Genomic DNA, 10,825 nt, shown 5'->3' on the forward strand with positions numbered 1-10,825 from the left:
GGGCCCGAGATCGCCGACGAGGCCGGGGGCGGCGGACAGGGGCACGGAGGGGGCGCTGGCGGTGGGCGGCCCGGCGAGCCCGGGCTCGACCGGGCCGGCCAGGCGCCGCCTGCCGGCCACGCGCCGCCGTCGGTCCCGGCAGGCGGGCCGGGAACGGCGGGCGCGCCCACCGGGGCGCCCGGGGTGGAGGCACCGGCGGCCGACGTGGCCGTGCCGCCCTCGACCGGCGCCGTGCCGGCGCCCGCCACGCCTACCGCGCCTCCGGTGACGCTGCCGCCCGCCACCGACACGCTCACCGATGGGCTCTCCGGCGGCGGGCGGCCGCTTCCCGGACCGGGCGTCTCGACGGTCCCGACGACCATTCCCGACGTGGGAGGTCTGCGCCCCTAGACGCAGACCGTCACCACCAGCAGCACCGACAGGCCGGTCGCGGTGGGGGACCGGCCCCAGGGGGCGGCAACGGCGGAGGGGCAGCGCCATCGGCGGAGGCGCTGCCCCGCCGTCCCCGAGCTCGTCAGGGACCGCCGCAGAACAACTTGGACGGCCGAAGGCCGACGAGGGAGGCAGCACAACGGTGAACGCGTCGCGGCCGTGCACGTTGTTCTAAGGCGGGGCCTCAGCCGGTGTTGCGGAGGCCGGCGGCGATGCCGTTGATGGTCAGCAGCAGGGCCCGGCGCAGCATGGGGTCGGGGTCGCCCTCACCCTGCCGCCACCGCGACAGCAGGTTCACCTGGAGGTGGCTGATCGGGTCGAGGTAGAGGTCGCGGACCTCGAACGTCCGCTTCAGCGACGGCTGGCGCTCCAGCAGGCTGGACTGCCCGGTCACGGCCAGCACCTCCTCCACCGTCCGGTCGAACTCCCCGGCGATGGCGTCGAACAGGTGGTGCAGCGACGGGTCCACCAGGCGCTCGACGTAGCGCCGGGCGATCCGCAGGTCGACCTTCGACAGCACCATCTCCACGTTGGACACGAACGTGCGGAAGAAGTGCCACCCCTCGTACATGTCCGACAGGGTCGGGCCGCCGCCCCGGGCGCGGGCGGAGGCCAGCCCCGAGCCGACCCCGAACCACCCCGGGACGATCTGGCGGGACTGGGTCCAGGCGAAGACCCACGGGATGGCCCGCAGCGACTCGAGGCCGCCGCCCGCCCCCACCCGGCGGGCGGGCCGGGAGCCGATGTTCAGCTCGCTCAGCTCCTCGACGGGCGTCGACGCCGAGAAGTACGACGGGAAGCCGGGGGTGTCGAGCAGCACCCGGTAGGCGTCGCCCGCCGCCGCCGAGACGACGTCCATGGTGGCGTCCCAGCGGTCGAGCAGGGCGAAGTCCAGGCGCGAGGTGCGGTGCAGGACGGTGGCCTCGACGACGGCCGACAGCGCCAGCTCCAGGTTGTGACGGGCGAGGCTGGGCAGCAGGTACTTGTCGGAGATGACCTCGCCCTGCTCGGTGAGCTTCATCGGCCCCTGGAGGACGCCGAAGGGCTGCGCCAGCACCGCTTCGTGGGTCGGGCCGCCGCCCCGGCCGACGGTGCCGCCCCGGCCGTGGAACAGCCGCAGCACGACGCCGTGACGGGCAGCCACGTCCCGCAGCGCCCGCTGCGCCTTGTGGATCTCCCACTGCGAGGTGGCGATCCCCGCCTCCTTGTTGGAGTCGGAGTAGCCGAGCATCACCTCCTGGGAGTCGCCCCGCATGGCCACCAGGGACCGGTACACCGGGTCGGACAGGACGTCGTCGAGCAGCCGCCCGGCCGACCGGAGCTCGTCCACCGTCTCCAGCAGGGGGACGAAACCGATGCGGGCGACGCTGCCGTGGACGTCGACCAGCCCCGCCTCCCGGGCCAGGACGACGGCGGCGAGAACGTCGTCGGGCCCACGCGTCATCGACACGATGTAGCTGTCGATGGCGTCGGCGCCGAAGCGGTCGAGGACCCGGCGGATGGTGACGAACAGCCGGAGGACCTCGCCCGGCTCGCCCTCCAGCCCGTAGGCGCGGCCGAGCAGGGGCCGGCGGCTCTGCAGCTCCCCGGCCAGGAACCGGAACCGCTCGTCCCGCCCGAGGGAGCGGTACGGGCGCCCCAGCTCGCCCAGGCGGTCGACCGCCTCGGCCAGGGCCAGGTGGTGGCGCTCGGCGTGCTCGCGGATGTCGAGCGTCGCCATGCGGAACCCGACGGTGCTCACCAGGCGGACGAGACGGGCCACCGAGCCGTCGGCCACCAGCTCGCCGCGGTGGGCGGCCAGCGACCGGCGCATGAGCTGGAGGTCGGCCGCGAACTCGCCGGCGTCCCGGTACTCGCCCGGGCGGGGGGCCACGCGGCCGCTGGCCAGGCGCTCCCTGGTTGCGGCCAGCCGGCGCCGCATGAACGAGGCCTTCAACCGGTACGGCTCCTCGGCGTTGAGCCGGCCGTACTGGCGGACGACCTCGGGGAGGACCTCCGACTCGGCGGCGATGCTCGCCCGCAGCTCGTCGGAGACGCCCACGATGCGGCTGGAGGAGCTCAGGTCGGTGATCAGCTCGTCCATGGCCGACAGCAGGAGCCGCATCGCCTGGTCGTGCTGCTGGGCGAGCACGGCGACGGTGACCTCGGGGGTGACGTTGGGGTTGCCGTCCCGGTCGCCCCCCACCCAGGTGCCGAACCGCACGGGGGTGGCCTCGGCCGGCAGGTCGGCACCGAGGGCGGCCAGCTGCACGGTGAAGCGCTCGACCAGGTCGGGGACGACGTGGCGGGCCAGGTCGTCCAGGTAGTACGAGACCGTTCCCGCCTCCTCGACCGGCGTGGGACGCTCGCGGCGGAGCTCGTCGGTCTGCCACAGCAGCTCCACGATCTCCGCCAGCCGCCGGTCGATGGCGGCGTGCTCGTCGGCGCCGGACCGGCTGCGCAGCTCCAACAGCTCCCCCACCCGGCGCAGCTTGGTGAGGACCGACCGCCGGGCGACCTCGGTGGGGTGGGCCGTGAACACCGGGCGCAGCTCGATGCGGACCAGGTGCTCGCGCAGGCAGCTGACCGCCTCGGGGTCCGCGGCCACCCGGTCCGCCATCAGGCCCACGGCGCTGCCGTGGAGGGCGCGGGCGCGGTCGAAGGCGGCGGCCCGGTCCACCTGCTCGGCCGTGTTGGCCAGGTGGAAGTACGACGAGAACGCCCGCGCCAGGCGGATGGCGGTCACCTCGTCGACGGCGGACAGGAGGGTGGCCAGCTCGTCGGCGCCGTCGTCCTCGCGGCCGCGTCGGCTGAGCTCCCGGACCTGCTCCACCAGGTCCAGGAGGTCGGGCCCCACCTGGCGCACCAGCGTCTCGCCCAGCAGCGAGATGAGCAGCCGGATGTCGGCCCGCAGGGCGCGGTCGGTCTCGGTCGCCACGGCCACGCCCGGCAGTCAAGCAGCCCCCCGCCGGCGCCGCGGCCGGGCGCCGGCCCGGCGCGCGAGGGGCGCGAGCAGAGGCCGGGCCACCGGGCCCGGCCTCTCTGCGCCCCCGCCCCCGTCGGCGCCCCCCGATGTGTGTGGCCCGGAAGATAGAGGGCGTGGCGGCAAAGGCAATGGGCCAAATGACCGTGATCGCCGGAACTGGGGTACAATGTGGACATCCCGCCCCCCGGGAGCCAAGGAGCCCCTGTTCCAGGGGCTCTTTGCGCGTTCGGGGAGGGGGTGACTTCCCCGGCCTCGGCGCCTACGCTCCCGCCCATGGCGAACGGCCTGGCGACCGCGGGCGCCGGCACCCTCGACGCCGACCTGGAGCGCCACCGGCGGGAGCTGACGGCGTACTGCTACCGCATGCTCGGCTCGGGGTTCGAGGCCGAGGACGCCGTGCAGGAGACCCTGGTGCGCGCCTGGCGGCGCATCGACGGCTTCGAGGGCCGCTCGGCCCTGCGGTCGTGGCTCTACCGGATCGCCACCAACGTCTGCCTCGACATGCGGCGCGGTCCCCAGCGCCGGGCCCGGCCCATGGACCTGGGCCCGTCGTCGACCACCGAGTCGGTGGTGCGCGGCGGCCTGCCCCCGGGGCTGCCGGAGAGCGCCTGGGTGCAGCCCGTCCCCGACGCCCGGGTCATGCCCGACGGCGACCCCGCCGAGGTGGCCGCCACGCGCGACACCGTGCGCCTGGCCTTCGTCGCCGCCCTCCAGCACCTGCCCGCCCGCCAGCGGGCCGTGCTCATCCTCCGGGAGGTCCTCGGGTGGCACGCAGCCGAGGTCGCCGAGCTGCTGGGCACCACGGTCGTCTCCGTGAACAGCGCCCTCCAGCGGGCGCGGGCGACGCTGGCGTCGGTCGACCCCGCGGCCACGGCCACCGCTCCGACCGACGGTTGGGACCGCGAGCTCCTCGACCGCTACGTCGACGCCTTCCAGCGCTACGACGTCGACGCCCTCGTCTCCCTCGTCGCCGAGGACGCCGCGTTCTGCATGCCGCCCTACGAGCTGTGGCTGCAGGGACCGGTCGAGGTGGCGAACTGGCTCACGGGGCCGGGGATCGGCTGCAAGGGGTCGCGGCTGGCGGCCACGGCGGCCAACGGGTGCCCGGCGTTCGGCAGCTACCGCCCCGCCGGCCCCGGCGTCCACCTGCCGTTCGCCCTCCAGGTGCTGGAGATCTCAGGCGGGCGCATCGTCGGGTGGCACAACTTCCTCTATCCCGAGCTGTTCCCGGCCTTCGGGCTCCCCGCCCGCCTCGAGTCGTAGCCCCGAGCCGCCCACCACACGGGACAGCCCGGTGAGGTCGAGCAGGGCGGCCAGCTCGTCGCAGCGGTGCGTCACGTGCACGGCCAGCCCCAGGCGGCGGGCGGCCAGCTCCAGGTGGGCCAGCGCCTCGACGAAGTCGACGTCGGGCGCGCCGGCGCGTTCGCCGGCGGCGACGACCAGCGCCACCACCGCCCTCGAACCCTCGCACGCCGGCACTGCTGTGTCGACGGCCGGGGCGCGGCGGAGTCATCGCCCGGGCCGTCGTGTCAGTCCGGGAGCAGGGGGACGACGAGGCCGGGATGGCGCCCGAGCAGGACGGCCCGGGTCACGGCCGAGGTGCCGAACCGGTCCCGCACGGCGTCCACGGCGACGTCCACCGCCCCGCCCGCCGCCCGGTCGAACGGCAGGGGCAGCTGGACGGCGCCGTCGTCCTCCAGCTGGGAAACGGCGATCCCCACCAGGGTGAGCGTCGGCCGGTCCACCCGCCGGACGGAGCCTGCGAGCAGCGACCGGGCGGTGGTGAGGATGGCCTCGGTGTGGGCCGTCGGCCACGGCAGCGTGCGGGACCGGGCGGCGCGGGTGAGGTCGGCGAAGCGGAGCCGCAGCACCACCGTGCGGGCCACCCGCCGGGCGGCCCGGAGGCGCCGTGCCACACGGTCGGCCAGGGCCACCAGCGACGCGTCGACCTCGGCGGGCGACTGACCGCGCCACCCCAGCGCCCGCTGCGACCCGATCGACCGCCGCCGCCGCCCGGCCTGCACGGCGCGGGGGTCGCGGTTGTGGGCGAGGGCGTGGAGGTGGCGGCCCGAGGCGGCGCCGAGCATGGCGACCAGCGTGTCCTCCCCCAGGGCGGCCACCTCGGCCACGGTGGCGATCCCCCGCGACCGCAGCTTGGCCGACGTGACCGGTCCGACCCCCCAGAGGCGCTCGACGGGGAGCGGGTGCAGGAACGCCAGCTCCCGGTCGGGCGGGACGACCAGAAGCCCGTCCGGCTTGGCCACCGCGCTCGCCACCTTGGCCAGGAACTTCGTGCGGGCGACGCCGACGGTGATGGGCAGCCCCACGTCGTGGCGGACCGTGCGGCGGAGGCGGGCGGCGATCTCCGCCGGCGTGCCGGCCAGACGCCGCAGGCCACCGACGTCGAGGAACGCCTCGTCGACCGACAGCCCCTCGACCAGCGGCGTGGTGTGCTCGAAGACGGCGAACACCGCCCTGCCGGCCTGCGAGTAGGCCGACATGCGGGGCGGGACCACCACCGCGTCGGGGCAGAGGGCGGCGGCCCGGCGGGCGCCCATCGCGGTGCGGACGCCGTACGCCTTGGCCTCGTAGCTGGCGGCCAGCACCACCCCGCCGCCCACGATGACGGGCCGGCCCCGCAGCCCGGGGTCGTCGCGCTGCTCGACGGCCGCGTAGAACGAGTCGAGGTCGGCGTGCAGGATGGTGGCCTCGCCCGGCACGAACACATGTTCGCACAGTGCGTGCGACAGCCGCTCCGCCGCCGGGCCGGACCGGTCACACCTTGAGCGTCAGCGCCCTCGGCAGCACCTCGATCGTCACCGGCGTCGTCCCCAGCACCTCGCCGTCGGCCTCGACGTCCAGCGGCTGCGCCGAGTCGACCCGGAACCGCCCGCCCCGCAGCTCGACGATGCGCGGGTGGGGCACGTGCCGGCCGCGGTACACCTGGGGGAGCATCGTGAACGAGTCGGTCTTGGGGCCGGTGAAGACGAGCAGCTCGAGGGTGCCGTCCGACGGGTCGGACCGGGGGCTGACGTGCATCCCGCCGCCGAAGTACCGGCCGTTGGCCGCCACCACGTTGACCGCCCGCCCGTCGTGGGCGACGGTGCCGTCGACCTCGATGCGAGCGGCGCCCGCCCGGTGGCCCGGGAGGACGGCCCAGAACGCGACCAGGTAGCGGCTCTGGCCGAGCCACCGCGGCAGCCGGGCCGCCCTGGCCGCCGTCGACGCGCCGAGGCCGACCTCGGCGATGTTGGCGAAGCACCGCTCGGCCCGGCGCCCCTCGGGATCGGTGTACGTGATGCGGGCGAGGTCGACCGGGCGCGTCGCGTCGCCGGCCAGCCGGGCCACCGCGCCGGCGGGCCTGGACGGTAACCCGAACGTGCGGATGTAGTCGCACCCCGAGCCCGCCGCCACCACGCCGAGGACGGCGCCCTCGCTGGTCGGGGCGCCGGCGCCGGCGCCGGTCATGCCGTTCACCACCTCGTGGACCGTGCCGTCGCCGCCGACGGCGACCAGGAACCGCCAGCCGTCGCCCAGGCGCCGCCGGGCGATCCGGGTGGCGTCGCCGGGGCCGGCGGTGACCTCGACGTCGTGCTCCAGTCCCCGCTCGGCCAGCGCCGCCTCCACCTTGGTGAGGGAGCGAGCCGCGCCCCGCCCGCCGGCACGCGGGTTCACGATCAGGCACGGAGGGCCGAACGGGCTGGTCACCGCCGAGAGTCTGGCCCGCCGGGCACGGCCGCGCCGGCACCACGAGGGGGCGGTTGAGCCTCCCGCGGCGGCGGGAAGGAGTACGGGGACGTCAGCCGTCACCCGCCCCCGCCCGGGGCGCCCGCCGGGCGCACCGGGCGACCGTCCCGCGAGGTCGTGCCATGAACCTCCAGATCTCCGAGAAGGTCCGCGTCGATGTCCCCGACTTCTTCTCGGGGGCCGTCGCCCCCGGGGACATCCCCACGCTCCACCTGTTCGTGGGCGGCAAGTGGGTCCCCGCCGGCGACGGCGCGACGTTCGAGGTCCGCTCCCCGATCGACGGGTCGGTGATCGCCCGGGCGGCCAAGGCCACGGCCGAAGACGTCGAGGACGCCGTCGCCGCCGCCCGCGGCAGCCGGGCGAACTTCCGGTCCATGCCGGCGGCCGACCGGCTCGAGATCTGCGCCCACGCGGCGACGATCCTCCAGGAGCACCACGACGCCTTCGCGGGTGCCATCGTGAACGACCTCGGGAAGACCCCCGAGCAGGCGGCGTCCGAGGTCGGAGCCACACGCGCGCGGCTGGGCCTCGTGCGCGAGGAGGTCCGCAAGATCTTCGGCGAGTACCTGCCGGGCGACTGGATCGGCGAGACGGCGGGGAAGTCGGCCGTGGTCCTGCGGGAGCCGGTGGGGACGGTGGCCGCCTTCGGACCGTTCAACTACCCGCTGTTCCTGGCCGCCTCCAAGATCATCCCCGCCCTGGCCGCCGGGAACACGGTGGTCGCCAAGGCACCCTCCGACGCCCCCATCCCCCTCGTCATGTTCGCCCGGGTGCTCGAGGCGGCCGGGCTCCCGGCCGGCGTACTCAACGTGATCACCGGCCGGGGCGGCGACATCGGCGACCTGCTGGCGTCGCACCCGGACGTGTCGATGATCTCCTTCACCGGCTCCAGCGAGGTCGGGCGCAGCATCGCCGCCAAGGCGGGCCCCAAGCCCATGCACCTGGAGCTGGGGGGCAACGGCGCGGCCATCGTCCTCGACGACGCCGACCTCGACGTGGCCGTCACCAAGTCGGTGCTGGGCGCCTACAAGAACGCCGGGCAGCGCTGCGACGCCGTCAGCCGCGTCCTCGTCGAGCGCCCCGTGTACGACGAGTACGTGCGCCGGGCGGTCGAGGAGGCCGATCGCTGGCCGGTGGGCGACCCCCGGGCCGAGGGCACCAGGATGGGGCCGCTGGTGAACGCCAGGGCCGCCGAGCGGGTGGCCGGCCTGGTCGAGGACGCCGTGGCCAAGGGGGCGAAGCTGCTGCGGGGCGGCGGCACACAGGACGCCTACCACGAGCCGACCGTCCTGGCCGATGTGCCGCTGGACGCCGACATCCTGTGGGAGGAGACGTTCGGCCCCGTCCTCACCGTGGCGCCGGTCGCCGACCTCGACGAGGCGCTCGAGCTGTCCAACCGCTCCCGCTACGGCCTCGACTCGGCCGTGTTCACCTCCGACCTCCAGGACGCCTGGCGGGCGGCGCGCGCCCTCGAATGCGGGCAGGTGACGATCAACGACGCGCCCGCCCACGGCGTCGGGCACTTCCCGTTCGGCGGCCGCAAGCCCGACTCCGGCATCGGGCGCGAGGGCCTCGGCTACTCCATCGACGAGTGCACGGTGCTGAAGACGGTGGTGCTGCCCGCATAGGCCGGGCTCACGCCGCGCCCCGCCGCTCCTGCACCAGGCGCACCACCCGGCCCAGGTTCAGCGTCCACCCGACGCCGAAGACCTGGGGCGTCACCAGGCGGGACGACTCGGGGTCCCACAGCGACGCCTTCACCCGCTCCAGCGTGGGGCGGCGGAAGTCGTAGGGGACGATGCCGCCCAGCCGCCCGTGCCACTCCCGCTCGTCCGGCGGCTTGCGGCGCTCGGCGACGATGGCCGCCGCCGCCAGCCCCAGCGTGACGAGCCGGCCCAGCTTCCGACGCCGGCGACGGTCCTTCATGCCCCGCCCCTTCATGCCCCGCCCAGCGGGGTGTGGTCGGCGGTGATGCGGGTCGAGAGGTAGCGGGTGTCCCGCTCGAACGCCCCGTCCCGGCTGACGTACCTGCCTGCGCTGTTCGTCATGCCTGAAGCGTTCCCAGGCCGGCGCCCGGACGCACCCGGCGACGGCGGTTCAGCGACGCAGGGCGCTCCGCGCCTCCAGGCGGACGCGGAAGTCGGGGTCCTCCAGGAGCGGCTCCACGGCGGGCCGGCTCGGCGCCGTGCCCAGCTCGGCCAGGCCGCGCAGCGCCTTCCACCGCACCCAGGCGTCGGCGTCCCCGAGTGCGTGCTCGAGGAGCGGGCGCAGGTCCTGGCGGCCGGCGTCGACCACGGCGTCGACGGCCGCCCGCCGCACCGTCCGGCTCGGGTCCCGGGCGAGGCGGGCCCACGCGCCCGCCGACACGTCGGCCGCCACCTCGCCCAGCCGGCTGGCCGCCACCTGCCGGAGCGCCGCCTCGGGCGAGGCTGCCGCCGCCAGGAGCCGCTCCACACCGCCGGCGTCGTCCGCTCGTACGCCGGCCAGGTCCGCCCACGCTCGGTCCAGCCGCGACGGCACCCGGCTCGTGCGCCCGGCTCGTGCCGCCGCCTCCCGGTGCAGCGCCGCCATCCCGGGCCTGCCCGGCGCGGCGGCCGCCCGGTCGCCGCCGGCGAACTCCTCGCTGACCACGGCCAGCACGGGCGCCAGCAACTCCGGCCAGCGGTCGGGACGGCGCACCGTCACGGCGACGAAGTCCCTCGCCACCAGCACCCCGGCCACGTCGTCGGACGTCTCGAACAGCCGGGCCACCCGGGGATCGTCGGCTTGGGACCGCGACCGGTACTCGCGGCTCTCCCCGGCCGACACGGCGCCCGTGCGGAAGGCGAGCGTGCGCGGGTTGGGCGTCGCCTCGGGCACGACGTCGCCGTCGAACGTCGCCGCCAGGGCGTCGGTCAGTGGCGAGGCGTCCTCCCGGGCGTCACCGCCACCCTCGACCCGCAGCCGGAACCGGCCCTCGACCCAGCCGAACGACAGGACGAGGTCGTCGTCGAGCGGCTCGTCCCACCACCCCTCGCCGGGGCCGACGGCGTCGGCCAGCGCCGCGTCGTCGCGCTCGTCCCAGGGCTGGGCCGAGAAGAACCGCTTCAGCAGCCCCTTGGTCGGACCGAGCGCCTCGAACGCGAGCGCGCCGAGGGCGCGGCTCGTGAGGGCCGCTACGGCCCGGGGGACGAGGCCCCGCTCGGCGGCCAGAGTGCGGGCGTCCACCTGGCCAGTATCGCCGTGGACGGCCGTCGCCCGGCGAGGGTGGCGGCCTGGGCATGCGGATGGCCGAGAAACTGTTGCCACGCAACGGTTTCTCCTTGCGCCGGTGGACCGAACAGGTGTACGATTGGGTGTGATCGACGGGCTGGAGGCGGTGCTGGAGGAGCTGGGGGCGGCCGAGCCGCAGGCGCTGGCGGATCCCGAGGCCGTCGAGCGCCTGCACCGCTGCCTGGCCCGCCTGGAGGCGGTCACCACCCGGGCCGCCGCCGCCTTCGACGCCTCGGGGGCCTGGCAGGCACGGGGCGCCCGCTCCGCCGCCGCCTGGCTGAGCGTGCACTGCGGCCTGGCGCCCGCCTCGGCCCAGCGCCGGGTCCACCTGGGCCGCGCCCTGCGCCACCTGCCGGCGGCCGAGGCGGCGTGGACGGCGGGCGAGGTCGACTCGTCGCACGTGGCCCTGCTGGCCCGGGCCCGCACGCC

10 protein-coding genes are annotated in these 10,825 nt (G+C 76.0%); 4 read left to right on the forward strand and 6 right to left on the reverse strand.

Going from position 1 to position 10,825, the window contains the following annotated elements:
- A partial coding sequence (locus VM242_11440; protein ID HVM05776.1) for a hypothetical protein occupies nucleotides 1-390 on the forward strand: 390 nt, incomplete at its 5' end.
- A 226-nt stretch (nucleotides 391-616) separates the two neighbouring features.
- On the opposite strand, the gene ppc is transcribed toward VM242_11440, so the two are convergent.
- The gene (gene ppc / locus VM242_11445; protein ID HVM05777.1) at nucleotides 617-3,355 is read right to left on the reverse strand and encodes a phosphoenolpyruvate carboxylase; all 2,739 of its coding nucleotides are present in this window, start codon (nucleotides 3,353-3,355) and stop codon (nucleotides 617-619) included.
- A gap of 315 nt (nucleotides 3,356-3,670) precedes the next feature.
- Here ppc and VM242_11450 point away from each other — a divergent pair, with 315 nt between their 5' ends.
- On the forward strand, nucleotides 3,671-4,660 hold the full coding sequence (locus VM242_11450; GenBank protein HVM05778.1) for a sigma-70 family RNA polymerase sigma factor: 990 nt from the start codon (nucleotides 3,671-3,673) through the stop codon (nucleotides 4,658-4,660).
- Here VM242_11450 and VM242_11455 read toward each other — a convergent pair.
- The 3 genes from VM242_11455 to VM242_11465 form a co-directional block, all read right to left on the reverse strand.
- Nucleotides 4,574-4,849: a hypothetical protein gene (locus tag VM242_11455; protein HVM05779.1), complete on the reverse strand. Its 276-nt coding sequence runs from the start codon at nucleotides 4,847-4,849 to the stop codon at nucleotides 4,574-4,576. The two genes, VM242_11450 and VM242_11455, sit on opposite strands and share 87 nt — an antisense overlap.
- Before the next feature lie 77 nt (nucleotides 4,850-4,926).
- Nucleotides 4,927-6,117 (reverse strand): DNA polymerase IV, encoded by a 1,191-nt coding sequence (gene dinB / locus VM242_11460; GenBank protein ID HVM05780.1) that lies wholly within the window; start codon nucleotides 6,115-6,117, stop codon nucleotides 4,927-4,929.
- Between the two features lie 55 nt (nucleotides 6,118-6,172).
- The gene (locus VM242_11465) at nucleotides 6,173-7,105 is read right to left on the reverse strand and encodes a diacylglycerol kinase family protein (protein HVM05781.1); all 933 of its coding nucleotides are present in this window, start codon (nucleotides 7,103-7,105) and stop codon (nucleotides 6,173-6,175) included.
- Nucleotides 7,106-7,266: 161 nt separating this feature from the next.
- Here VM242_11465 and VM242_11470 point away from each other — a divergent pair, with 161 nt between their 5' ends.
- Entirely contained in the window at nucleotides 7,267-8,772 is a 1,506-nt protein-coding gene (locus VM242_11470) for an aldehyde dehydrogenase family protein (GenBank protein ID HVM05782.1), read from the forward strand.
- Nucleotides 8,773-8,779: 7 nt separating this feature from the next.
- On the opposite strand, the gene VM242_11475 is transcribed toward VM242_11470, so the two are convergent.
- Nucleotides 8,780-9,070: a DUF5808 domain-containing protein gene (locus VM242_11475; GenBank protein HVM05783.1), complete on the reverse strand. Its 291-nt coding sequence runs from the start codon at nucleotides 9,068-9,070 to the stop codon at nucleotides 8,780-8,782.
- A gap of 171 nt (nucleotides 9,071-9,241) precedes the next feature.
- Nucleotides 9,242-10,351, reverse strand: a complete 1,110-nt coding sequence (locus VM242_11480) for a HEAT repeat domain-containing protein (GenBank protein HVM05784.1) — start codon at nucleotides 10,349-10,351, stop codon at nucleotides 9,242-9,244.
- A 130-nt stretch (nucleotides 10,352-10,481) separates the two neighbouring features.
- On the opposite strand from VM242_11480, the gene VM242_11485 reads away from it, so the two are divergent.
- Nucleotides 10,482-10,825: DUF222 domain-containing protein (locus VM242_11485; protein HVM05785.1), on the forward strand; the 344-nt coding region annotated here is incomplete at its 3' end.

Source organism: Acidimicrobiales bacterium, from assembly GCA_035540975.1.
In the GTDB taxonomy this organism is placed as follows: Bacteria; Actinomycetota; Acidimicrobiia; order Acidimicrobiales.

Bases quoted from the DNA above. Each gene is read 5' to 3' on its own strand.
- VM242_11450 (HVM05778.1), top strand. From the start codon at position 3,671: ATGGCGAACGGCCTGGCGACCGCGGGCGCCGGCACCCTCGACGCCGAC.
- VM242_11470 (HVM05782.1), top strand. From the start codon at position 7,267: ATGAACCTCCAGATCTCCGAGAAGGTCCGCGTCGATGTCCCCGACTTC.
- VM242_11475 (HVM05783.1), bottom strand. From the start codon at position 9,070: ATGAAGGACCGTCGCCGGCGTCGGAAGCTGGGCCGGCTCGTCACGCTG.